Raw genomic sequence first — 25,090 nt, forward strand, 5'->3', positions numbered from 1 at the left:
GAGTGGGAGTGGGAGTTACTACCGGAGTTGGAGTTTCACTCGGAGTGGGAGTGGGAGTTACTACCGGAGTTGGAGTTTCACTCGGAGTGGGAGTGGGAGTTACTACCGGAGTTGGAGTTGGCGTTGGCGTCGGGTCGATCGCGTCATCAGTCAAAAACGCAATATTACCAACACTACTAGAACGCGGAAACGACTGCGATGTGATGGTAGATTGTCCCGTTGTAATTGCACCCGCCGTACCGTTGCTAGCAGCATCCCCCACTACAAACGGTTGAATCGGCGTCCCTCCATCTCCCCCAGCGTGTGTAATTGCGATATTTCCGCCACCTGCGCCGCCAGCAGTAGAAATGCTAGCAAATCCCGTCGGCGACAGTGGGGTTGAAAAAGTACCCGTAGCGCGGAAAAAATTGCCTGTTATTGCTGTGACATCGCCACCGGTGCCACCTGTACCGCCTTGGGCATTGATAAACTCTACTTGAATATCGCCGATCGGATCTAAGAACACATTGCCGGCATTTCCGACTATACCGCTAGAGTTAATTTGTCCGGCCGTAATTGAAGTTATCGCCTTAACAGTTATGTTACCGCCACTGTTTCCCGATGTATTCAAATTGCCTGCGGTGAAATTGTTACCGCTTGTAAATATAATTTCTCCCCCATTAGCAGTAATATTTTTAACGGTTATATCGCCCTTGGCAGTAATATCGACTTTGGCGGCGGTGACATCTCCCGATAAGTTGACTTTTTCCGTGTTTAGTGCTGTCAATTGTTGCGCGTTAATTGTCGAGTTTGCTGTCACATTGCCAGCATTTTCGATCGCAAAATTTCCTAACTTGCTGGTGGCACCCACCGCACCGTTAAAAGTGATGCTGCCGCTACCGGAGGCTAGAGTTAAGTTGCGGGCATTAATGCTGTCACTGTCGATCACACCAAAAGCAATATTCCCCCCGGCCGTACTCAACATCGCATCCTTTGTCAAAACCAAAGCATTGCTAATATTAATGTTGCCGTTATTAGTCGTAATATTCCCCCCTAATTTAGTATTTAAAGCCGTAACGTTAAAACCAGAATCGCTTTTAACATTTCCGATAAATTCCGCATTCGATGCAGTAACATTCACAACAGATAGTGGCGTTGTTTCGCCGATATTTCCTTGCAGTAGCACATTACCATTCGCGGCATCTAAGCCCAATAAATGAGTGCCGTCGATCGCACCTTTTATATTAATACTACCAACGCTGCTTTTGAGATCAACCTGGCTTCCTAGTTGAACGTTGCCAATCAAATCTATATTGTTAGTTGTATTGATGCCACGATTCAAATTAATTGTTGAACCTTGGAGAGCAACACGGCTGTTGTCAAGTCCGGTAATAGTGCCATCAAGTGCGATCGTACCTGTTCCCGTTTGGATATTTACTGGATCTAAAAATGTGAGATTAAAGGGAATACTAATATTAGCACTGCTATCCGATCGCCCGATCGCGATCGAGCTAAATCCATTTTGAATCAAATTAAGTTCCGATGCAGTCAAATCTAAAGCGCTAGTATTGTTATCAATTCCGCCAATAACACTATTTTGTCCGGCTGTTGCGGGTTGCAGGGTTAGCGCGCCCGTACCAGAAACATTCCCGGCAAAATCAATTTCACCGGCAGTTAAATTCAACGGGTTACCACCTGCAGATAAAGTAGAACCGAAAGCAAGGGTTGCATCTCCCAGAGCAAAACTTACAGGAGCTTTTAATGTCACCGGGCCGCTAAAACTAATGTTATCATTAGTTGTGGTGATATTTCCGTTAACCGCAACAGTTCCCCCGCCATTCTGAATAAATGCACCGTCTAAGTTCAGGTTTTTCTCAATATTGAGATTCACCTTAGTGGTAATTGTGAGCGTGCCCTCATTGGTTGTTGTTACAGTTTCTTTGAGATTAACATTATCAGCAGCAATACCGAGATTTCCAGCTACGTCAACTGTCTTGTTGAAAGTAATGTCGCTGCCTAAAAAAACCGAGTTTTTGGCAACAGTCACTGCATCTGCATAAGTTTGACTGCCAGTTGTAGTGACATTGCCACCTAAAGAAACCTTGCTGTTGGCAGTTAAACTTGTGAGAGGAGTTGTTTCGCCGATCGCACTTTTGAAGGTAAGATTACCGCTAGCCGCCTTCACAGTCAAATCGCTGGTACCGTCTACAGTATTATCGAAAGTAATGCTGTCACCTGAAAGAATCGGATTGTTGGCAATTGTCACTGCATCTCCGTAGGTTTGACTGCCGTTTGTAGTAACATTTCCCTTCACTTGAGTTGTGCCGCCAGCATCTGTAGTCAAACTCGCGGCATTGACTGTTTGATTAAATGCGGTTGTGCCTGTAGAGTTAGCTGTTAAATTGCCGATCGCACTTAAACTCCCAACTGCACCATTGAAGGTAACATTACCAGTACCCCCATTCACAGTTAAATCGCTGATGCCATTAACAGTATTATTGAAAGTAACTTCGCTGCCTGCGAGAATCGGATTGTTGGCAATTGTAACTGCATCTCCATAGGTTTGACTGCCGATTGTAGTGACATTTCCCTTGACTTGAGTTGTACCGCCAGCATCTGTCGTCAAACTCGCGGCATTGACTGTTTGATTAAATGCGGTTGTGCCTGTAGAGTTAGCTGTTAAATTGCCGATCGCACTTGCAGCACCAACAGCACCATTGAAGATAACATTACCGCTAACCGCCTTCGCAGTCAAATCGCTGCTGCCGTTAACTGTATCGTTGAAAGTAATTTCGCTGCCTGCGAGAATGGGATTGTTGGCAATTGTAACTGCCTCTCCATAAGTTTGAGTGCCAGTTGTAGTGACATCACCCTTAAGTTCGGTTGTACCGCCAGCATTGGTGGTGAAACTGGTAGCCTTGACAGCATTAAATGTAGTTGAACCAGCACTCTTGACGGTGAGATTTCCTATTCCTAATACTGTCGCGTCGCCGATCAAACCTTTAACCTCAATTTTTCCAGTACCTGTTTCTAAAGTGAGATTGCCAGTGCCATCAATGTTATTGTTAAACAGAATATTGCCACCTGCTGAAATGCCATTGCTGACTAAGACGCTATCTCCAACTAAGGTATTGCCGTTAATTGTGATATCTTGAGATTCGGTGGTAATATCGCCACTTAAGTTATTAGTTGTAGCATTGAGAGTAATTGAAGCATTATCAGTTCCCGAAATCGATTGATTGGGATTGACAAAAATAGTGCCTTGAGTATTGAAAGTCACAGGATCTTTAAAAGATATCTGCAAATCCTCTACAGTGATATTGCCTGTGGTAGTATTAGTTCCCAAAACAATTCCACTAAATCCATTAGCCAATGCCGATAAAAACGGCGTTCCTAAATCGATCGCCTGTGGATCATCGTCAACAGGTTCAGCCTGGAAACGAATTCCGAAATTTGGCAAAGGCTGAATTGACAAAGTACCTTTACTCTGCACGGAATCAGAACCTCCCAAAAAGCCAATCTCATTGCCACTAATGGTAATATTTCCAGTACCGGGCAATCCATTAGCATCAATGCCTTGTATCCCAACTTGCTTGGGAGTTGCGATCGCAATATCTCCGGCGCTACCGGAAGTAGAACGAGAATTCCAAACAACTCCTGGGGCTGCAATAATATCGCCATTTGTGCTAGTGATATCGATTTTTCCGCCATTACCAGCCGTGGAACTAGAGTTAAGATTGCTAGCGTTAATCGTATTGTTAGCACTCAGTGCGATCGGGCCACCATTTCCGGTAGGGGATGTGGTATCAATTGCCCCTGCTGTCGTATCAATATTGCCCTTAGTGCTGGTAAGGGCGATCGCCAGTCCGGGATTTCTCATACTACCGACGGTAATATCGCCTGTAGTTTCAATCGAAAAATCGATCGGATTCTTAACATCGAAAGAATTGATTGTTGTCAGGGAACGTAAACCTGTAGTCTCCCCAATGGGCCCGTTAACATTAATAACGCCTGTTCCCGTAGTCAAAACTAGGTTGCCATCGCCGTCAACCGTTCCCCCAAAATTAATGTCGCCTGCATTCGTTAACCCAGTATCGAGAGTGACATTAGAACCAGTAGCGAGAGAGACTTGCTCACCAAAGGTAATATTCTGTTCGTTGGTAAGAATATTTGCATTTAAGTTAGTCGTTGGAGCATTAAAAGTAATTGAAGCGTTGTTTACACCTGTAATGTTTCCATCGACTGCAATTGTGGCAGCTTGCATTGTGATGGGGAAATTAAAAGTAACACCAGCGGAGTCAATTGCGATATTCCCCGTCCCATCCGTGCGCCCGATAATCATTTGGGAAAACCCATTTATTAAAAACGGAGGCGCGAGTTCAGCAGTGCTGAGATTCAAACGAGCGTCCGCAGTATTACCGCCCACAGTAATATCTAAAGTGGGAGTAAGCGGCTCCAACTGGATAGTCCCAGTACCTTTAACTTCAATTTTTCCTGACAATTGAATTTCATCGCCCGTCAAAGTGACATTGCCGCCTAAAGTCGCGTCAATCACACCTGCGGTGAGGTTAATTGGAATGGAATTGTTGTTAGCCTTTCCCGTGAGACTAATATTACCCGTTCCCATAGCTTGGACGCTGTTACTACCCTCGAACGGGATGAAGTGAATGCCGTAGTTGCTAAATGCTGCACCTACACCCGTACCGGTTAAAACAATATCTCCATTCTCCGATTTTACCGTGCCATCCCTGAGCCTGATTCCAGAATTACTGTCCGTGCCTGCACTGCCCGTCCCCGTCAACGTCACCTTTCCCAAGCCTGCGGTTTGGATTGTAGCACCATTAGATATATCTATACCCTCGTTGAAAGCCCCAGTCCCACCACCTGTACCAGTCAGACTGACATTTCCAGAGAGCGCTTTCACTGTGCCGTTGTCAACGAATATCCCTCGATTGCCATTAGTCCCATTACCGCCAACACCGCTCAGAGTCACAGTCCCGTTCCCCGCCGTTGACTCCACTGTAGCGTTGTTTAGATTAACGCCTGTATTTTGGATTCCTGTCCCCGCACCTGTTCCAGTCAGGCTGACATTTCCCCCAGCCGATAGCACTGTACTGCCGTCAATAGATATCCCTTGATTACCATCTGTCCCGTTCCCGCTAGTACCGGTGAAAGTAATACTTCCTGTCCCGATAGATCGCACTGTGCTACCGGCAATAGATATTCCTGGATTATTATCTATCCCGTTCCCGCCAGTACCGTTGAAAGTAATACTTCCTGTCCCCGCGGATTCCACTGTGCTGGTATTAATGTTAATCCCGTTGTTGTCGCTGCCAGTTCCTTTACCTGTGCCAGTCAGGGTGATATTTCCATTAGCTGAAGTCACCTTAGACCCGCCTGTAACAACAATACCTTCATGGGAGGTGGGGTTGAATGGGTTGGTTCCGCTAGTACCATTGAGAGTAATATTCCCGCTGCCAATAGTTTGTAGTGTGCTAGCATCCGAAAGCAAAATACCATGATTGTTTGCTGTCGCCTTTCCTCCAATACCATTGAGGTCAATGTTTCCACCCCCGGCATTAAGTGTGCTGTTCTTGAACTCGATTCCCGGCCCCAACCCAAAATTCCCCTGACCATTACTCAGGAAATTACCACCATTAGTATCGATCGTCGAATCTACGATACGGACAGCACCACCGTTTAGATTATCACTATCAGCATTCAGAGTAATATTGCCTCCCTGAGTGGTGAGATTGCTATTATTAATATTAATATTATTATTAGCAGTTAGAGTCAGGGAATTACTATTATCCCAAGCAATCGGAGCGCTGACTGTAATATCGCCTTGATTCGGAAAATCCGACGCAGTGGAAATAGTCACATTTCCCAAACCTAGCTGTGTTTGCAGCGTCCCATTATTAATTGTAGAAGTACCCGCCGATGGCGTAAATGCTCCCCCTACTAAAGTGCCGCCTGCATTCGCACCGGCGCTAATAGTGATATCAGTAGGATCTAACAATAAGGTTCCAGCTATGCCAAAGGTCGATCGCAAATCAACTAATCCTTGAAAATCCAGCGATTGCTTTCCAGACACTTCCACAAAGCCGCCATTCCCAGAAAACAAGCCACCTCTGGCCGTAATATTGCCATTAAAGCGAGTAGTTTCATCAGCCCAAACTATGACTCGCCCGCCATTCCCATTACTAACAGCATCCGCATTAATTGTCGAGTCGCTGCTGACAAAAGTGCGCGAAGCATTGGGTACTGTCCCCAAACCCTGATAATCTCCGCCAATCAGTACATTACCGCCGCCGTTAATCCCAGAAGCATCGATATTGCCCGCAATAACTCCTACTTTGTCGCCTAAAATATTCACAGTACCGCCAGTGTTGCCAGAGACATTGACACTGCCGGATGCGATCGCAGTTCCCGCAGTTCCCGGCACGGAAACATTCCCCGTCAACACAACTTCGCCATTAGGATTTACCGTCAAACCCGTCGCCTGTGCCACACCTTGTCCAGTCAGCAACTCCGGCAAAGATAACACTGGCTGCGTCCAATTGTTCGGCAGCGAACTTTGATTTGCTGTCGGCTGAATATCCAAGCTCAATAAATTTCCAGCTTGACTAATTCGCACCAAATTGTTACCCGGTACGGCGCTGATCAGAATATTGCCACTAGGCGCAGTTACCTGACCATTATTGACAACCGTACCGCCGATCAAAGTTAAACTTTGACCTGGTGCCACCGTCAAATTGCCTGCATTAATTATGCTTCCCCCTGGCAAATTTGTAAAGGCAAAACTGTTCGGCGTCCCGATGAAACTTGCCCAATTGTTATTGCCGATCGCACTAAACCACTGATTGTTCCCAAAACCTATCCCTGTCGCCGTAGTAGCATTAAAAGATCCAGGCACGTTGAGACTGGCATTCGGGCCGAAAATCATGCCGGCAGGATTCATCAAAAATAAATTGGAATTGCCGCCCGTAACTTGAATTAAGCCATTTATTAAAGAAGGATTACCCCCAGTAATCCTTCCCAAAATATTTTGAATATTGGGATTAGTCAGAAAGTTAGCCGTTTGAGCCTCGCTGAGGCCAAACTGAGTAAAACTGTGAAAAAGATTAGCCCCATCTCCGCTGAAAGAACCCCCGGAAATGTCGTAGCGGTTGCCGTTGGGAGTAACAACTGTGTTAGTGCCGTCCGGTGCGGGGGCGATGGGTTGCGCGTTTGCCGAACCCGCCGCTGCACTCAGCCAGCTAACAATGAATAACCATCCGAGGAAATATAGTTTGTTGGGTGTCATTGTGTTTAAATATTGTGCTTAAAGTGCGATCGGATTTATTTATCCTATTTTTACCCATAAAAATTACTCATGTCAATAGGATAAGCCTATTTTGGGTTTCCGAATCATTAGGATGGAACAAGTAAATGTATGTTTTTAATTACTATGATTTACGTAAAAACAGTTTTTTAACTAGAAGTCAGGCGCAGGAAATGAAACTTGATTTCTTTTTTTTACTTTCACTGCTTCCCTGACCCAATTACCTTAAAAAACCCGGTTAATGCGTCCGGGACTGTTCGTGAAAATATAGCGCGGGATGCGAGGGTTAGGGGTTTAAAAAACTAGGAATTTTAGTCAAAAGTACGTAAATACCGAGCGCCTGTTATGAAGCTTGCTTAGAGTTGCCAAAAACTCGCTCAAATCCCTACTCGCGGTCGCCGCTGCTTCTTTCTGCATCCGGCGAGCAGCTTACAGCGCACTTTGAGGAGCAACTAACCGAACAGCCGACTTTCTCTCAAAAACTTTATATTTTTCGGATAAACTTTACCAAAACTTTATAAAGCTCGATTAAAATTTTTATGTATTTTTGATGAAAGCCAATATTTGCAAGTCTTGCACTCAACTTTAGACTGTTACTAAAACGAAGTAAATGTAGTAGGTTGGAAGTCTAGGCAGGATGAAAATCTTGCTCTGACAGATTAAACTATGCGAGTCTGGTGTCAGTGAAAACTCTTAGAAGAAGCACTCATTTACTCCAAAACACCCTTAAGTGATATCTGTATATAGATTCACTGGTGTGGAGCCTCTTCTTTAGGTTTGACGATCGCCCTAAATATCGCAGGCTCGCGATCGTCTATTCGCGTCACGGCAACATGGCATTTAGGGCATTTTGGACCTTACTACCTAACAATACTGGAGGAATCAGGGTTATGACTACCTTAACGCTAGTCAAAAAAACATCTTTTACAGTCGCCAGCTTGGCAACCACAATGTTGCTCAGCATCTGCACGCCCGTCCGAGCTTTCATGTTTGGCACTGGCGGCATCCAGTTCGATCAAGATACCGATATAAACTTTACCTTCGACCAATCTCACAGCCCTTACCAGTCCAGCTTGTGGGTGGCCCAAGCTCAGTCAGGAAACAATGGCTACACCAACATCGCCAGACTGTTTTACGAGACTAAACCCTCAGATAACGGCTCTGCCAACAACTGGAAAGGAACCTTCGGCAACGCAGTCACCTCCGAAAACGGCTCCATCACCCAAAACTTCAGATTTTTGAAGGATCAAATTTATGCCCTGCTGCTGTGGAGCGACACCGGCAGTGGCAACCCTCTCGAGCAATACGTCTCGTCGAGTACCTTCATGAACAGCCCCCAATGGCGGGCCGCCGGCACCCAGTTCCGAAGAGATGAATGTCTGGTGGCGGGATGTCAGCTTGCTGTGTTTGGTGACATTAGCCTCGACTACAACTCCAGCGACTCATTTACAAACATCAACGGCGGTAAAGGCCCAGAGCAATTTTCATCCCTCACAATGGCCCAACTGGCTAATGGCACACAAATATCCTTCGACGATGCCAAACCAGGAACCGAGCTTGACTTCAAGGACTTCACCGTGTCGGCTGAGTTAGTCCCCGAACCAGTCCCCGAACCAGTCCCCGAACCTGACCCCGAACCAGTCCCCGAACCAGTCCCCGAACCAGTCACAGTATTCGGGACTATCCTGGGGATCGGGGCTTTGGCTGCAGCTCGCAGGAAAAAAAAGCGAGAGCAGTAACCATAAAAATGACTCTTAACCAGCCCCATACAAATCTAAATAGTACGTCTGTTCAGTGGTACTCTGAGAGATAGCATTTCTAAATGTTAAGACTTTTTCCATAACGGGAAAAATAGCATCCTAACAAAGGCACTATTCATGGTATCCACCGCAACAAAAACGAACGTAGGCTACATCACCCAAATCATTGGGCCGGTTGTAGACGTAAAATTCCCAGGCGGCAAACTGCCCCAAATCTATAACGCTCTCACAATTTCCGGCAAAAACGAAGCAGGTCAAGACGTTGCCGTTACCTGCGAAGTTCAACAACTGCTCGGAGACAGCCAAGTGCGTGCAGTTTCCATGAGTACCACCGACGGCTTGGTGCGTGGCATGGAAGTAGTAGATACCGGGGAAGCAATCCAAGTTCCCGTCGGAATCCCAACTCTCGGCCGCATTTTTAACGTCATCGGTCAACCCGTAGACAACCTCGGCCCGGTCAATACTTCCGAAAGTATGCCCATCCACCGCAACCCGCCGGCTTTCACCGAACTGGAAACCAAGCCTTCGGTGTTTGAAACCGGGATCAAGGTGATTGACCTGCTGGCCCCCTACCGTCGCGGCGGCAAAATCGGTTTGTTCGGTGGCGCAGGCGTCGGCAAAACCGTGATTATGATGGAACTCGTGAACAACATCGCCAAGGCTCACGGCGGTGTGTCCGTGTTTGGTGGTGTGGGCGAGCGCACCCGCGAAGGCAATGACCTCTACAAAGAAATGATCGAGTCGGGGGTTATTAACGAAGAAGACCGCAGCAAGTCGAAAATTGCCTTGGTTTACGGTCAAATGAACGAGCCGCCTGGTGCTCGGATGCGCGTGGGTCTGTCGGCTCTGGCGATGGCCGAATACTTCCGCGATGTCAGCAAGCAAGACGTGCTGCTGTTCATTGACAATATCTTCCGGTTTGTGCAAGCGGGTTCTGAGGTATCGGCTCTGTTGGGTCGGATGCCTTCGGCTGTGGGATATCAGCCGACTCTCGGTACAGATATGGGCGACTTGCAAGAACGGATTACTTCGACTACCGAAGGTTCAATTACTTCGGTTCAAGCTGTGTACGTACCTGCGGATGACTTGACTGACCCCGCACCGGCTACGACTTTTGCTCACTTGGACGCTACAACTGTGTTGTCTCGCGGTTTGGCTGCGAAGGGGATTTATCCGGCTGTTGACCCGCTGGATTCTACGTCTACGATGTTGCAAGTTAGCGTTGTCGGCGAAGAGCACTATGGTGTTGCTCGTCAGGTGCAGTCTACTCTGCAACGCTATAAGGAATTGCAAGACATTATTGCAATTTTGGGCTTGGATGAGCTGTCAGAAGATGACCGCTTGACCGTTTCTCGCGCTCGCAAAATTGAACGGTTCTTGTCTCAACCGTTCTTTGTGGCTGAAGTGTTCACTGGTTCCCCCGGCAAGTACGTCAAGCTGGCAGACACCATTAAGGGCTTCCAGATGATTTTGGCTGGCGAACTTGACGAATTACCGGAACAAGCTTTCTATTTGGTGGGCGATATCAACGAGGCGATCGCCAAAGCTGAAAAAATGAAAGCTGACGCCAAGTAATTTTAGTAATTAGTCATTAGTCATTGGTCATTAGTCATTGGTCATTAGTTGTTAACTGTTAAAAGTTAACAGTTAACAACTAAGTGACTGATGATGATCGACGGCTGACTAATGACTAATTACTAATGACTGGTGACTGCTGACTGCTGACTAATGACTAATGACTAAGGACAATTTATGACATTAACTGTGCGCGTAGTGGCCCCAGACAAAACTGTTTGGGATTCTAATGCTGAAGAAGTAATTCTGCCGAGCACCACAGGCCAACTGGGTATTTTGAGCGGTCACGCTCCCATGTTGACAGCTTTGGATACCGGAGTGATGCGCGTCCGTCCCGGCAAGGAATGGGTGTCTATTGCTCTGATGGGTGGCTTTGCAGAAATCCAAGAAAACAAAGTTACTATTCTTGTCAACGGCGCTGAAAAAGGCGAAACCATTGATAAAGAAGCTGCTCGTACTGCTTACACCGAAGCAGAAGCTCGTTTGGACAAGGCTACTAGTGGCACTTTGCAAGAGCAAATTCAAGCTAAGCAAGCAATCAAACGCGCGAGAGCTCGTTTCCAAGCTGCCGGCGGCACGCTCTAGCTCTAAGGGTAAGGACATAGTGCTTTTGTAGTAGGGACACAACAATGTTGTGTCCCTACTGTTTTTCTCGCGTGGTGTCCCTAATGTTTCGCTAAACTCCGGCATCGGACAATAGAGATTGCATTGTTTCCCAAGATAACCCCTGCTGAAGATAGCGGGGGTTATTTGGATTGTAGGGGCTCTCGACACGATCGACACTGACAATTTTTGCTTCCTCCGGCAAAACAGTAACCTCTGGATCGAAAGCGGTCGATCGCGTCAGGGAGCTAGAAAAGCCTTTAAAAATAGCAATTTCATCGAATTCGCCGTCAATTTGGGCCTTGACGATTAAAACTTCGTGCGATCGTTTTACCGTGTATTGTTCCAAGCGACGAGCAATAGAGTCAGCCATAGCAAATCTCACTTTCCTGAAATTTGCTATAATATAGCTTAATTTTGTGGCTAATTTCAGCGACAGGCAGCTAAAAATTTCTTTTTAATTCGACCTTTTTTAACAGCAGAAAGTAAGCGGACATAATATAAATCCTGTAAAAAACTTCTGCCAGACTTTAAGCAGGAAAAACCTAGTTCTTCCATATTTCACAGCATATTTCATGTATATTTAAATCGCGCAAAACCGGGTTTATAGCAGCAACAGAATAAGTTGAGATGCGAGAACTGTAAAGAAACCTGGTTTTGCACGGTGTAATTCATAAACCAGGAATATGCTGTATGATGCAAAAACAGAACAAAGTATTTAACTAAAACAGGAAACTACTGCTAAATTTCAAAATGGTCTGGAGGTTTATTTCGAGCAAAACTTTACTCAAACGCAAAAATTATTCAGTAAGATTTGCCAAATAAATCCTCAAGATAAGTTAGCAGCAATTTACTGCCAGCGCTCTTTCAAGAATGGAATGTATGAAGTGACTGAAGGATGGTCGGGGATAGAAGCTTTAGATGAAAAGTAGTGATAAGCTGTTCATCATTTAAATTTTCGAGGCTATCTAAGCAAATATTGGGTTTCAACCTCTGAAACACGCATTTTAAATGCACAACAGCTTACAGATATATTGTATGTGAACATCGGTACGGACAGGACAATGCCTTGTCCGGCGCGGGGAGTAGGACACGGAAATGCCGTGTCCCTACGGTTCGCTTTGACTTTTAATAATTTGGTATAAGATTAAGCATTGTAGATACGAGATCAGGTCTTCCTTGCGTAAGTTGTGTTTAAGTACAAAATGGTTTATAATACTTACCATCGGTAAGCTTTCGCTCCAAGTATTAACTCGGTTTTTCAACCTAAACTAATGTTATGTCCACTCTTTCTCTCAAGCGCTTGGTGGCAAAACTTTCAGGAAAAGCAACGCTCCAAAGTGTACTCATAGTTCCGTTTGTCTTGCAAGTATTTGCAGCGGTGGGTATTGTGGGATATTTATCATTTAGGAACTCTCAAAGAGCAGTAAATGACCTTGCCGATCAGTTGATGGGCGAGGTGAGCAATCGCATCGAGCAAAATTTGAGAACTTATCTGCAAACTCCGCACCAAATCAATCAAAGCAAGCTGGATGCAGTGAAACTGGGTTTTGTGAACATGAAAGACTTGTCAGCTTGGGAAAAGTATCTGTGGCGGCAAGTGCAATTATATCCTTATATCAATTTTACGTCGATCGCTAATCAAGATGGAGAATATCGCACTGGCGAAAAGATGTCTAATGGCACTTTATTGATTAACGCATCGGGGCCTTCTACAAATTTTAATTTTTATTCTTACAATACTAATGATACGGGCGATCGCACGACAGTAGCCGCCTCCGTTAAAAAATTCGACATCCGACAGCACCCTTCCTACGCCTATGCGGCTCTAGAAGCCAAACCAACTTGGAGTTCAGTTTATATATCCTTCCTAGAACCCACCTTACTCCTCAGCGCGCTGCAACCAGTTTACAACAGCCAGAAACAGCTAGAAGGAGTATTAATTGCTGCTTTGCGTCTCGACAGTATCGGTCAATTTTTAAACAGCCTCAAAATAGGTAAATCTGGTCAAACTTTTATTATCGAAAGAAACGGCACGCTGCTGGCAACTTCCACAGCCGAAAAACCTTTCCGCACCCAAAACGGTCAAAAAGAACTGTTTAAAGTTACAGAAAGCAGCGACGCAGTAACGCAAACTACAGCTAAATATTTAGAAAGTCACTTTCAAAACTTGCACCAAATTACAAAATCGCAGCAAATAAATGTTGAAATCAACGGCCAGCAGAAATTTTTAAAAGTCCTGCCATTTCAAGACGACAAGGGTTTAGATTTGCTGATTGTCGTTGTCGTTCCCGAAGCCGACTTTATGGAACAAATTCATGCGGGCAACCGAACTACAGTGTTGCTATGTCTGGCAGCTTTGGGCATGGCAAGTGTGTTAGGAATTCTCACTTCTCGCTGGATTATCAAACCTCTTATAAAATTAAAAAATGCAGCAATAGCTTTATCTGAAGGACAATTTGACCAAACTGTCAAGCTCGATCGCTCCGACGAATTGGGCGTACTTGCCGCTGCTTTTAACAGCATGGCACAACAACTGCAAGCATCTTTTACTGCCTTAGAAACTAAAAATACCGAATTGCAGCGACTCGACAAACTGAAAGACGAATTTTTAGCCAATACTTCCCACGAACTCCGCACTCCGCTCAACGGCATTATTGGTATTGCAGAATCTTTAATAGACGGTGCTACCGGACAACTGCCAGAACCAACAAATTTTAACTTAGCTTTAATTTCATCATCGGGCAAAAGATTGTCTTCTTTAATTAACGATCTTCTGGACTTTTCTCAGCTAAAACACAAAACGATAGAACTGCAAATTAAGTCAGTCGGTATTCGAGAAATAGTCTCTGTAATTCTCACTTTGTCTCAGCCATTAGTAGGCAAAAAAAACTTGCAGTTGATTAACTCAGTCGCTCCTGAATTGCCGCCAATAGCAGCAGACGAGAATCGCTTGCAGCAAATACTTTACAACTTAATAGGCAATGCAATTAAATTTACCGAAAGCGGCAGAGTTGAAATTTCAGCAGAATTGGTAACGGGCAACGCACAATCACTGCCTAATTCCCAATTAGCGATTAGTGTATCTGACACCGGTATTGGCATCCCCGAAGATAAATTAGAACGAATTTTTGAATCCTTTGAACAAGCTGACGGTTCCACTGCTAGAGAATATGGCGGCACGGGTTTAGGGTTAACTGTTGCCAAGCAATTAGTGGAATTGCACGGAGGTAAAATTTCGGTATCTTCAACTGTAGGCGTCGGTTCCCAGTTCACCTTTACTTTGCCCGTATCTGAGAGTCAACCGGAATTTAGCAGCATACAGCCGCGTTTAACCGAGGGTTCTCCCATTTTTATCACTCCTGAACTAGCCCGCCAATCCTCTATAATAAATTCTCAGGTATCAGACAATAGCGAGTCGCTAGAAAGTGAAAAATTAAAAATTTTGGTAGTTGATGATGAGCCGATTAATATTCATGTCATCATCAACAGTCTTTCTCTAGCCAACTACGAAATTACTCAAGCGAGCAACGGCTTAGAAGCTTTAAATCTGATTGAATCAGGATTTAAGCCGGACTTAATTTTACTCGATGTAATGATGCCGCAGATGACGGGTTATGAAGTATGTCGAGAAGTCCGCAAAAAATACTCGCCTTTAGAAATGCCGATTCTGATGCTGACGGCAAAAAATCTAACTACTGACTTGGTAGAAGCTTTTAACTTAGAAGCCAATGATTATGTAACTAAACCTTTTATAAAAAAGGAATTGTTGGCGAGAATTAATACGCAAATTCGCCTAGCAAAACTGAATGCAGCCTACGGCAGGTTTGTGCCGCACGATTTTCTAAACTTGCTGGAAAAGCCGAGTATTATTGAAGTAAAATTAGGCGAACATCAGGAAAGAGATATGACAGTGCTGTTTGCTGATATTCGCTCGTTTACTGCGCTTTCCGAAAATATGACACCGGATGAAAATTTTACATTTATTAATACTTACTTGGGAAGGGTTAGCCCTGCAATTAGGAAAAATAACGGGTTTATTGACAAATACATTGGGGATGCAGTCATGGCACTGTTTCCTACATCCCCTGAAGATGGTGTGCGAGCAGCAATTGATATGCAGAAAGAAGTAAATCTCTATAACCAGCAGCGAGAAAAAAATGGCTTGTTTCCGATCGCGATCGGCGTCGGTTTGCACGCGGGCAATTTGATGTTGGGTACCATCGGCGAACGAGAACGGATGGAAAGTACGGTGATTGCTGATGCGGTGAATCTCGCGTCTCGTTTGGAAGGATTGACTAAGGTTTACGGCGCGGGCATTCTAGTTAGCGGTGCAATTATCGATCGCCTAGACGATCCAGAAAAATATAAGTACAGATTTGTCGATCGAGTAACGGTGAAAGGAAAGACAAATGCTGTGTCGGTGTTTGAAATTTACGATACAGAAACAGAGGAAAGCATTGTACTCAAGCAGCAAACGGCGGAGGTTTTTCAAGAAGCCCTCAATTTTTACTACGAGCAAAAATTTGTTGCCGCCCAAAAAGTATTTCAGAATATTTTACAAATCAATCCAGACGATCGGGTAGCAATGCTGTATTTCAAACGCTCTCGCAAGTATCGAATGTACGGTGCCCCGGAGGGGTGGTGTGGGGTGGAAACTTCGACAGAAAAATAGGGCGCACACTGCACGCCCTACTCTGTTTAACACATGGTTGCACAAACTTTAAAATATAGTTGTACAAACACCCAATTTATTCCAAGTTTTAGGGCCGACAATGCCATCAGCAACGATTTGTTGTTGGTTTTGAAAATTGATAACGGCTTGTTGGGTTTTCGGGCCGAATCCTCCATCAGTATTTAAAGAAAATCCCTTGGTGTTCAAGAGTCGCTGAAGGTAGCGAACGTCCTCATTTTGGGTGACACCATCGTTGCGTTTTAGTATGGGAAAATAACGGCAGGAAGGTAATTCAGTACGAATTGCGTTTGTGGTTTGCATGGTTTGATTCTCCATTGGTTGTTTGCAAGTTGTTTAAAAGTAGAGAAGTGGGGAAAAGATGTTAGTTAATAGTCCTGGATGCACTTTTAACGGGCATAAACGAGGTTTCGGCTTCGCTCAACCACCAGGTTTTTTAGCGTTTCTGGGGGCGAAAAAGAAGTATTGCAGTGAAACAACCCAGTTTCTTGCTACCCGTGCGCCTAGGATTAGTTAACTTGGATTTAACATCCGGGTTCACCTGTATAACAAGCGCCTAATAGACTCCAAGTTTGAGGGCCAACAATGCCATCAACAGCAATCTGATTTTCCTTTTGAAATCTGATGACTGCTTCTTCGGTTTTTGGGCCGAAGAATCCATCAGTTGCGACGGGATATCCGTTTTCAACTAAGGATTGTTGGAGATAGCGCACGTTTTGATTGGCAGTGGTACTATTATTTCGTTGCAGTGTGGGCAGTGAAGAGCAAAGAGGCAATTGAGCGTAAATTGAATTTGTGGTTTGCATGGTTTGATTGGGGATTAGTGGTTTGCAAGTTGTTTGAACTTGCTATTCCCCAGTTGTAGCTGTGGGGGGAAGTGCTTTAACAGTCGCTTTTTATAGTGACGCTTATTTGGGGTAGCTCAAATGAGTGACAGCCCGCTATCAAATCCGTTTTGTATAAAATAATTGTCAAAGGTAAACAGCAGCGAATTTCCATTTTTTATCAACTTTTAGCATCTTTGCCGGAAGCCCCACACCATACCTGTAGGGCTGTTGGTGTTGGGATGGATAGGCAGATTGACGTAGGGAAAGCGAGGCAATCAATCCTGTCACGGTGTAATCGCTCTACTCTTATATAAGCTGAGTAATGGTCTTTTCTATAGAGGAGGCAAAAATACTGTATTTAAAGCTAGTTAACCATGGGATCGAAAAGGGCGATCGAGAAAATTGGTTTGGGGTTGCGACTTTAACTTAGAAGTGATATCGTAGTATCGGTAGATAGTAGACTTCCGGCTGTCAAACAACTTGAGAATTGAATCAATAACAATTTCTGTAACTATCGGGTTAAAGTCGGAAATAAACTCGTCGGCGTTGAGATTTTCTCTAAAAAATTCCTTAGCTCGATCGCACTGATAGCGCATTTCGTCAAAGCCAACAATTTTTACCACAAACGTTGTCAGGGGCGAACTCTCCAAATCGGTATTAGAAGTGCTTTTAGCCCGCCCATTTTCTAATAAATTCAATACTTCCGCTTCTAAACTAATTTTAGGTTTATAAGGTTTCTCTATTTCTGGAAAAAAGCTTTCCAGGCGCACGCAGTTAGGAACTTGAGCCGGAATTCCTCCCATCATCATCGCCAGAGAAACCTCAATCCCCAAATCCGAAGAAAGAGCTTCTAGCAGGGCTAGGGCAGCCAGTTTGCACCCCAAATAAAGCTTCGCAATTTCGAGATTGTACTTAGCAGTAGTTTCCCAGCGCTGATAGGTGCGATCGTCTGGATATCCCTCAAACTGTCGGAAAATTATTTCTGGCTTGAGATAATTCAGAAAACCTTCCATCTTCACCAAAGCAACTCGGTAGTCGCGAACCGTGTAAAAACCCCAGCATATGAGATTGTGATTGGTTTCCGGCAGTAAATTCCAGGTATTTGCCAAAAAATGGGCTGAACTATGGTGAGCAAAACTCATCACATCCCGGTTAGAGATTCGCACAGCTTTTTTGACCGTTTCCCGCATTTCCTCGTCCGTTAAACTGAGGTTAAACAGGCTATTTATTGCTTGCAAGCGCTCATAAAGACGCTGGCTTACCGTTACTCCCGCATCGGCGGCACGAAACGGAATTGTTGCTTCAATGCAGCCGGCAATTTGAAGCAATTGCTCGCGTTTGAGAAATGGTTCTAGAGCTTTTGCTGCTACGACAGCGCTGAGAAATTCGTTTTGTCCAGCCAAAGGATTGAGGACTTCGCCCGGTACAAAATTGAATACCAGCATTACCATCTCGAAGGTAGCATCCGCAGGCAGTTCAGATTTATCCCGAATTTGTAGGTGTTGGTTAACCTCTTTTGCAACAGGAGTGATGTAGTAGCTGACGTTAAAGTTAATGCTGCGATCGACTTGCACGTAGACGGTATCGTGAAATAAAGCTGCCAAAACCTCGATCGCATCTTCATCTCCCCCCACCTCAAAAATATGTTCGGGAGTGTGAAAAAACCGCCATGGCCCCATCATCGGCTGAACAATCAGTTCGGCAATCCGAGCGAGTTCACTTGGTTCGACTTTTGCTTCCAGGCGATCGATCGCCCAAATCAGCCTGTCTAAGCACTGTAAGTAGGCTTGTTTGCTATCCATCACAGTCTTTCCCAATAACATTACTGTCAGTCGATTTTAGATTTTAGATTTTAGATTTTCTCGACAGATGAATCTGGAAGCTGGAACCTTAGTCTAAAATTGTTAGATATCCACGACTGGAGTCCACGGCTTGTATCCGTTTTTGGGCGGGTCACGTCAGCCACCCGGCTGTTAGTTTGATTTTATCCTAGATGCGCCCCGGCTGTTTTTATTTGGGATTTATGAGATTTTGGTGGAATAATTTAGCTGCCATTTAGGAGGGAAATACTAACTAAAACTCAACTTAATTTCCGGTAGCTGACCTCCCCTGTTTTCCTAGTCTAATCAGCACAAAGTATGACAAGTAAATTACATAGATAGCTAAACCAATCATCCCCAACAATCCCAAAAATTGAGGGGTTGTATTAGGGTGAAACATTTGTTTGTAGAGCCAAGGTGGGTCTAACCAAATGCGGCAAAAAGGTTCGTCAATTACCTCAATTTGCGATTTAAAAGCACAGCTTAAGAAGGGAAGTTGAGCTAGAGCGCCCAAACCGCTGTAAACAGTAATCGCCCACCGCCAAGCTGTAAAAGCCAGTTTCAGGGGCGACTGCGGTCGATCGGCAATTTCTTCGTTTAAATCCTCCCAAAACCACAGACTAGCAGGAATTAATGCCCTCCCAATCACCGACGATACAAAGCTCACAGGCAGCGCAGCCATCATCAGGTAAAGTGTAATTGCCAGCAAACTCGCCACCCGCCAATAAATAATCGACAAACGGACGATCGCCTCAGCTTTTGCCACAACAGCCCAAATCAGCACTACCAGCGGGATCGAAATTGTTAATAACACAGACAACCGGTAATCCATCCACACTAGCGGTTGAAACCAAGGCCCGGTGGCTGCCAATAAAAGACTCAACATCTTTGGGAAAATATACTCACTTATTTGTCACAAATTTTACTACAAAAATGCTAAAAAATCAGCAACCAGAACACGGTCTTAATGTTTTAGTTACTGCTACATTTTCTAAGGTACTTGGCGCGCTTTGAAAGGTACTTGAGACACGATAGACGGCAATACGCTTGAGTTAAAACTGTTTATTCTTGAGATATCTCCTTCCCATCCTCGCCCCTTTTGGGGGACGCAAGAGCAAATTCTTGTCACCGTTGGGGGGCGACGGGGAAGCTGACGGATTTGAACCGTATTGGGATAGAGGGCAAATCTCACCATTATTTCAAGGCTCAACCCCTAAAATAAAATTCTCCCGCGCCAAAAGTTAGATTTCGGCGCGGGAGGTTCGGCATAGAGCTAAATGGCTCGTTTATTCCTCGTAGATGCGGCACTCAGCAGCGTCAGGATTGTCGTCGCAAAATTTTTCAAAAGAATTCTTAGGTTTGACTTGCTTTTGGTGGGAAGCTTCTGCTTGCAGTTCTTCAACTGCGTCCCACGCCGCCGCGCATTCCCCGGAAGTTGCGCCCTTGGTGTCACAGACGGTACGAGCGCTTTCTAGTTCTTCTTCAATTTTCTCTTGGATGTTGACGGAGGGTGTTGTTGTCATAAAACTTGTTGGTAGGAAAGTGTAGGAGAATATGGTTGTCCCCGACCTATTTCTAGGTAATGTTAGCACGCGCCTTTGTTTAGTGAGCTTGTTCGGCTAACGGCACGTCCTTAACCCAAATAAAGATGTTTAACCGTTAACGACAGAGCAAGGGACTAGCTAAGCAGCCGCTTGGTGTCATAACTCAAAAAACGTAGACTTCTAAAGTCTACGGCGGGTCAACTGTGGTTTAAGTCTTATGCTCGAAGCGAGCGTGTCTTTAGACCTGGATCGTTGACCTTATTAAGTAAGAAAGGTTTTCTTTTTGGATGTTAGTTTGGGTGGGATTTGCTGTTTCGGTCTGGCGACCCCAGCTAATAATAGCTTGAGATGCGCTGCTGTTGCAGCAGCCGAGAGAGAAACCATCCATAACTGCGATCGCAGTAGCCGTCTCTACTTCCTGCTTTACTCTACCCCGTCGGCGGGGGAAGAGTCCACAGGCATCAATGTAGGTCAAGCTGACCTTACTTTTGATGAAAACATTACACGAGGTTGGTGTGTCAAACTGTATTGAGCTTTATCTTTTAAGATTTAGCTGAATACGGCATTTAACGCTAAACAGATTAATGGGGTACTCATGTTAACTTATGTTAACACAAGAACGGCAATCGATGGGTAATCGCTCGCCCAAGAATACCGTCCCCCCAGCGGCCAGTTCCGGTTAGCCTAATGTATAGAGATAGTTTTATAGAGAAGTTTGCCTTATGTACACCCAAAACCAAATGCAATGGGTCAGCGCTTTATCAACCCGTCCCTCTTTGGAATCCGCCCTCAAAGAAGTTATAGAACAAGCCGATCGCGACCTAGAAGGCCAGGCCGATTTAGCACTGATATTTATCTCGTCTGCCTTTGCCAGCGAGTATTCTCGGCTGATGCCTTTACTCCGAGAAATGCTGCCAGTACCCGCGATCCTGGGATGTGGCGGGGGAGGAGTCATCGGCACGAACCGGGGGGGCCTCACCGAAGAAGTCGAGGGATCTCCCGCAGTCAGCCTCAGTCTGGCGCGCTTGCCGGGAGTGAATGTCAGAACTTTTCATGTCGGTTCAGAAGAACTGCCCGACTTAGACAGTCCCCCGGATACTTGGGTGGATCTCTTGGGCGTGCCGGCCCAGGAAGAACCGCAGTTCATCATCTTGGCTGACCCCTTTTCCGCAAAAATTAACGATTTGCTCCAAGGGCTAGATTATGCCTATCCGGGCGCGGCGAAGGTAGGGGGACTAGCCGGGGGGGACGGTGCGGGCAGGGGCGCGGCGCTGTTTTGCGACTATCAGCTTCACCGAGAAGGGACGGTTGGGGTAGCTTTGAGCGGCAATATAGTTTTGGAAACGATCGTCGCTCAAGGCTGCAGGCCGATCGGGCATCCTTATCGGGTGACGGAAGGAGATCGCAATATTTTGCTGAAACTCGAAGAACAAACCGATGATATCGGCAGCGGGGGCATCGAGCGATCGCCCTTAGAGGCTTTGCGAGAGTTAGTTCAAACTTTGAGCGAAGAAGACCGAGAATTAGCCCAGCACTCGTTATTTGTAGGCTTAGTCAGCGATGAATTCAAGCTGAAATTAGAGCCGGGAGATTTTTTAATCCGCAATCTGTTGGGAGTAGATCCGAAAGTGGGGGCAATTGCGATCGGCGATCGAGTCCGTCCCGGACAGCGCATCCAATTTCACCTGCGGGACGCGCGCACCTCTGCAGAAGACCTAGAAATGCTGCTCGATCGCTATCAGCGGGCCGCCGAGTACAGCGGTACATCCAGCGTCGGCGCCTTGATGTTCTCTTGTCTGGGGCGCGGTGAAGGGCTTTACGGCGAATCGAACTTTGACTCCCGACTTTTTGGCCGATACCTCAAAAACATCCCCCTGGGCGGCTTTTTCTGCAACGGCGAAATCGGCCCCGTCGGCGGCAGCACATTTCTGCACGGCTACACCTCCGTATTCGGGATTTGCCGCCAAAATTCATAATTTGTCAACTGTTGACTGATGAGTGATGACTGTTGACTGATGACTGATGAGTGATGACTGATGACTGATGACTGTTAACAATCTAAAATCTAAAATCTAAAATCTAAAATCGCCTGATGACCAATAAATAAAAGCGGCAGTCGCCTGCCGCTTTTAGCTGTAACTAGATGTCTAGAAGCCTTAGAAACTAAAGGTTGTACGGAGGAGTCCGACCCAGATATCGTCGTTGTTGTTGTTGTGTTCGGGATTCAGAATCACGTAAACACCCGGTGTCACTGAGATAAAGTCATTGACTTGGAAGCGATAGAAACCCTCTAAGTGATAAGAGGTGTTGCGGTTTCTGGCGACATCACTTTCAGTAACTTTTGGCGGTACACCGAAGACAAAACCGAGGAGGTTGCCTTGCCGGCCAAAATCTCGCAGGGCCAAAGTGATAGCACCATTCTGGATCGTCGCGTTATTGTTGCCCCCCCGCAATTGCTCAGCCTTCGTATAACCGTACCAACCGCCAATGTGAAAGCGACTGCTGGGTTTGAAGTTAACTTGCACGCCATAGTTATCTGCTTGAGTGGGTGCTTGACCGAAGGGCCGGTTAGCCAAAGAACTGCCGGTGCCACCCATGAGGCCAACATCGCCTGCGCGATTGTATTTGTGGGTGTAAGTCAGGCTCAAATTAAACGGGTTGCTAAAAAAGCCGATCTGACCCAAAGCGCTGAAAGAACCGTCGAAAACGCCCCTGCCATTTGCGGGGTTGGGAGCATCGCCGTCGGAGGCAAGATAGCCCGCAGTAGCTCGAAAGTTGCCCAAGTTGTAACTCATACTTGCGCCAGCTCCCTGCGGTCCGCGGTGTACGGCCGGGTTGCGAACTCCAAATCTGGATAGAGTGCCATTACCCGTAGCGTCACCAAAGGTACTAGTAGCAGGCGCGTCTCCAATTTCATTTAGGTCAAGTCCTCTAGGACCGACAAAGAATGTAGCGTTACCTAGCGGGAACCGATACCACACTTCATCTAGTGTGAAATTGTTGTTCTCAGCCCCATCCTGGGCTACGCGAGTCATGTTAGTACCCGTAATTGTTGAATAGTTAGGGACGTTACCCGCTTGCAAGCGGGTTCTGAGCAAGTCTCGACCGGTGAAGCTGGTCAATAAGTTCAAGCGCACCCGGTAGCTGAAGTCGGTGACTGTTTTGTCTTCGTCGTCGTCAAGGCGGATACCCTCTCCGACAAAGGTGTCGGTGACGGCAAAAACGGCTTCTCCGAGCAGTTTGGTGGTAGTGGAGAATTGATTGGCTTCGAGTTCTGCGGTGCGAGCTTCTAGGCCGTCTACTCGTCCGCGCAGGGTAGCGAGTTCGGCTGCAAATTCTTCTTGCAGGCGTTGCAGGATGGCTAAGTCGTCTTGGGTAACTAAGTTACCTGTTGACCCAATTAGTTGGGTTATCTGGTCTAAGCAAGCGTTGACGCCGGCTGCAAATTCGTAGCGAGTCAGGGCGCGGTTGCCGCGGAAGGTGCCGTCGGGATAACCTACGATACAACTGTAGCGTTCGACTAGGGATTGCAGGGCTTGGAATGCCCAATCTGTCGGGCGCACGTCGGAGAGCTGAGTGACTGATGTCACCTGGGACATGGTTCCCGACGGTTGGGCCGGCAGTGCTTGGGGAGCAACAGGGACGATGGGGCCGCCCATTCCTCCGGGTACTGTCTGAGCAATTTCTACCTTAGTAGCTGGGGTAGTAGCTGGGGTGCTGGCGACTGCTGGCACTTCAATTTTCCCAGCAACTTCTGTCTGGCTGATTTGCTCTGCCAAGTCTGATGCTTGGGGCGAGGGTTCGGCAGTGCCTGCTGCTGCTAGGGGTTCAGTCGCTGCTGCGCTGGCCGGAGCGATTGGGGCTGCTAACTCGATGTCGCTCCCTGTTGTTTGCAGTGTTGTTTGCAGTGTTGCTTCGCTGGTTTCTGGTTCGATTGAGGCGAGTTTTTCAGCGTCTGCTTCGTTAACGACCGGGGTTTGGGCCGCTTCGACGCTGCTGTTTAAAGCCAGGTTTTCTGGGGCAGCAGGGGCTGCTGCAACTGGTTCTGCAACTATTTCTCCAACTATTTCTGCAATTTTTGACTCAGATGACTGAGCTGTAGCTAGCTGGTTGGCTTCAGCGGTTGCGGTCACTTCTGCGGCGATCGCAGTGGCACTCATGACTGATGATAGCCCCAGAATTGCCGGGGATACTAGCAGTAAATTCCAAAAAGTTCTGTTCATTTTCCTCACACCTTCACACTCTATTCAACTCGACGAGCAGCAATTCCCAACTGCTAATTTTTGTGGTTGCTTGCCTGTTGACAATAACTGCCAAAATAGAACCTATCCATAACTGTTGATTCACTGTTGATTCACAGTAGGCGTGTCTACTTCTGCTTGAACGTAGGGGGCTGAGCCCTTATACCGCCCCGGCATCAATTCAGGTCAAGCCCACATTACCTTACGGTTGATTATACCATCACCTGCTAATTTCATCTCTCGATCGCCCGACTTGCTTGAGTTGCTTTGCGGGCGATCGACAACTGGTTCTACGGGTTCGACCACAATCTGCCTCTAACTGACAACTGCCCAGAGTCCTGCGTTACGCCAGACTTAACAGACAGTTATAGGTAGGATTGTGGCTGCTTGTCGCATCCCTTATACAGCTTTATATCCTATAATGTCAAGGTTTTTAACCTAACTTTAAACCTCGCGACCCGGCAGGGGCTATTTTCCCGCCATGAGTGGGAAACTGAGAGCTAAAGGCTGGTAGATTTACCCGATCCAAACCAAAGTTCAGGCTTGACCAATTTTGGTTTTTTGATGCCCGCTGCCGTCTGGACTTGCCAGGGCGATCGCCATTTTTGAGACGGGTCGTCGGCAGATTTAATTTCCCGCTACTTTAACACAATTTTTTTGCGGTCTGGCAGCAGCAGCCGACTGAATCTCTGTTAGCTGAAATTATAGTTTTGTGGCCTCGCTG

The 25,090-nt window shown here is 46.2% G+C and carries 14 protein-coding genes; 6 read left to right on the forward strand and 8 right to left on the reverse strand.

What is annotated here, in order from left to right; all coding sequences use genetic code 11:
- On the reverse strand, positions 1–7,285 hold a 7,285-nt coding region (locus tag QUB44_RS20825), incomplete at its 3' end, for a two-partner secretion domain-containing protein (protein ID WP_333370397.1).
- A 908-nt stretch (positions 7,286–8,193) separates the two neighbouring features.
- Between QUB44_RS20825 and QUB44_RS20830 the strand changes: the two genes are divergently transcribed.
- The 3 genes from QUB44_RS20830 to atpC all read left to right on the forward strand — a co-directional run bounded on the left by QUB44_RS20830 (position 8,194) and on the right by atpC (position 11,223).
- Positions 8,194–9,042, forward strand: a complete 849-nt coding sequence (locus tag QUB44_RS20830; protein WP_333370399.1) for a PEP-CTERM sorting domain-containing protein — start codon at positions 8,194–8,196, stop codon at positions 9,040–9,042.
- Between the two features lie 138 nt (positions 9,043–9,180).
- Positions 9,181–10,638: a F0F1 ATP synthase subunit beta gene (gene atpD, locus QUB44_RS20835; RefSeq protein WP_333203196.1), complete on the forward strand. Its 1,458-nt coding sequence runs from the start codon at positions 9,181–9,183 to the stop codon at positions 10,636–10,638.
- Between the two features lie 177 nt (positions 10,639–10,815).
- Positions 10,816–11,223 (forward strand): ATP synthase F1 subunit epsilon, encoded by a 408-nt coding sequence (atpC, locus tag QUB44_RS20840; protein ID WP_333158683.1) that lies wholly within the window; start codon positions 10,816–10,818, stop codon positions 11,221–11,223.
- 91 nt (positions 11,224–11,314) lie between these two features.
- Here the strand turns inward: atpC and QUB44_RS20845 are convergent, their stop codons facing one another.
- On the reverse strand, positions 11,315–11,614 hold the full coding sequence (locus tag QUB44_RS20845; protein ID WP_333370401.1) for a DUF7734 family protein: 300 nt from the start codon (positions 11,612–11,614) through the stop codon (positions 11,315–11,317).
- A 906-nt stretch (positions 11,615–12,520) separates the two neighbouring features.
- Here QUB44_RS20845 and QUB44_RS20850 point away from each other — a divergent pair.
- The gene (locus QUB44_RS20850; protein ID WP_333370402.1) at positions 12,521–15,916 is read left to right on the forward strand and encodes an ATP-binding protein; all 3,396 of its coding nucleotides are present in this window, start codon (positions 12,521–12,523) and stop codon (positions 15,914–15,916) included.
- A 48-nt stretch (positions 15,917–15,964) separates the two neighbouring features.
- On the opposite strand, the gene QUB44_RS20855 is transcribed toward QUB44_RS20850, so the two are convergent.
- From QUB44_RS20855 to QUB44_RS20875, 5 genes are all read right to left on the reverse strand, one after another.
- Complete coding sequence (locus QUB44_RS20855; RefSeq protein ID WP_333057934.1) at positions 15,965–16,237, reverse strand: peptidoglycan-binding domain-containing protein; 273 nt, start codon at positions 16,235–16,237, stop codon at positions 15,965–15,967.
- A 221-nt stretch (positions 16,238–16,458) separates the two neighbouring features.
- Positions 16,459–16,740 carry a peptidoglycan-binding domain-containing protein gene (locus QUB44_RS20860; RefSeq protein WP_333057933.1) on the reverse strand — a complete coding sequence of 94 codons (282 nt, stop codon included), beginning with the start codon at positions 16,738–16,740 and terminating at the stop codon, positions 16,459–16,461.
- 389 nt (positions 16,741–17,129) lie between these two features.
- Entirely contained in the window at positions 17,130–18,584 is a 1,455-nt protein-coding gene (locus QUB44_RS20865) for a hypothetical protein (protein WP_333370405.1), read from the reverse strand.
- A 262-nt stretch (positions 18,585–18,846) separates the two neighbouring features.
- On the reverse strand, positions 18,847–19,467 hold the full coding sequence (locus QUB44_RS20870) for a DUF3177 family protein (protein ID WP_333057931.1): 621 nt from the start codon (positions 19,465–19,467) through the stop codon (positions 18,847–18,849).
- Between the two features lie 400 nt (positions 19,468–19,867).
- Entirely contained in the window at positions 19,868–20,104 is a 237-nt protein-coding gene (locus tag QUB44_RS20875) for a Calvin cycle protein CP12 (RefSeq protein ID WP_333259459.1), read from the reverse strand.
- 304 nt (positions 20,105–20,408) lie between these two features.
- Between QUB44_RS20875 and QUB44_RS20880 the strand changes: the two genes are divergently transcribed.
- Both QUB44_RS20880 and QUB44_RS20885 read left to right on the forward strand, forming a co-directional pair.
- Positions 20,409–20,657: a hypothetical protein gene (locus QUB44_RS20880; RefSeq protein ID WP_333259456.1), complete on the forward strand. Its 249-nt coding sequence runs from the start codon at positions 20,409–20,411 to the stop codon at positions 20,655–20,657.
- 190 nt (positions 20,658–20,847) lie between these two features.
- Complete coding sequence (locus QUB44_RS20885) at positions 20,848–22,101, forward strand: FIST N-terminal domain-containing protein (RefSeq protein ID WP_333259454.1); 1,254 nt, start codon at positions 20,848–20,850, stop codon at positions 22,099–22,101.
- 180 nt (positions 22,102–22,281) lie between these two features.
- Here QUB44_RS20885 and QUB44_RS20890 read toward each other — a convergent pair whose 3' ends face one another.
- Entirely contained in the window at positions 22,282–24,348 is a 2,067-nt protein-coding gene (locus QUB44_RS20890) for an iron uptake porin (RefSeq protein WP_333370407.1), read from the reverse strand.
- Positions 24,349–25,090 lie beyond the last annotated feature (742 nt).

This window comes from Microcoleus sp. AT3-D2, assembly GCF_036705715.1.
Taxonomy (GTDB): Bacteria; Cyanobacteriota; Cyanobacteriia; order Cyanobacteriales; family Microcoleaceae; genus Microcoleus.

Bases quoted from the DNA above. Each gene is read 5' to 3' on its own strand.
- QUB44_RS20830 (WP_333370399.1), top strand. From the start codon at position 8,194: ATGACTACCTTAACGCTAGTCAAAAAAACATCTTTTACAGTCGCCAGC.
- atpD (WP_333203196.1), top strand. From the start codon at position 9,181: ATGGTATCCACCGCAACAAAAACGAACGTAGGCTACATCACCCAAATC.
- atpC (WP_333158683.1), top strand. From the start codon at position 10,816: ATGACATTAACTGTGCGCGTAGTGGCCCCAGACAAAACTGTTTGGGAT.
- QUB44_RS20845 (WP_333370401.1), bottom strand. From the start codon at position 11,614: ATGGCTGACTCTATTGCTCGTCGCTTGGAACAATACACGGTAAAACGA.
- QUB44_RS20850 (WP_333370402.1), top strand. From the start codon at position 12,521: ATGTCCACTCTTTCTCTCAAGCGCTTGGTGGCAAAACTTTCAGGAAAA.
- QUB44_RS20855 (WP_333057934.1), bottom strand. From the start codon at position 16,237: ATGCAAACCACAAACGCAATTCGTACTGAATTACCTTCCTGCCGTTAT.
- QUB44_RS20860 (WP_333057933.1), bottom strand. From the start codon at position 16,740: ATGCAAACCACAAATTCAATTTACGCTCAATTGCCTCTTTGCTCTTCA.
- QUB44_RS20865 (WP_333370405.1), bottom strand. From the start codon at position 18,584: ATGTTATTGGGAAAGACTGTGATGGATAGCAAACAAGCCTACTTACAG.
- QUB44_RS20870 (WP_333057931.1), bottom strand. From the start codon at position 19,467: ATGTTGAGTCTTTTATTGGCAGCCACCGGGCCTTGGTTTCAACCGCTA.
- QUB44_RS20875 (WP_333259459.1), bottom strand. From the start codon at position 20,104: ATGACAACAACACCCTCCGTCAACATCCAAGAGAAAATTGAAGAAGAA.
- QUB44_RS20885 (WP_333259454.1), top strand. From the start codon at position 20,848: ATGTACACCCAAAACCAAATGCAATGGGTCAGCGCTTTATCAACCCGT.
- QUB44_RS20890 (WP_333370407.1), bottom strand. From the start codon at position 24,348: ATGAACAGAACTTTTTGGAATTTACTGCTAGTATCCCCGGCAATTCTG.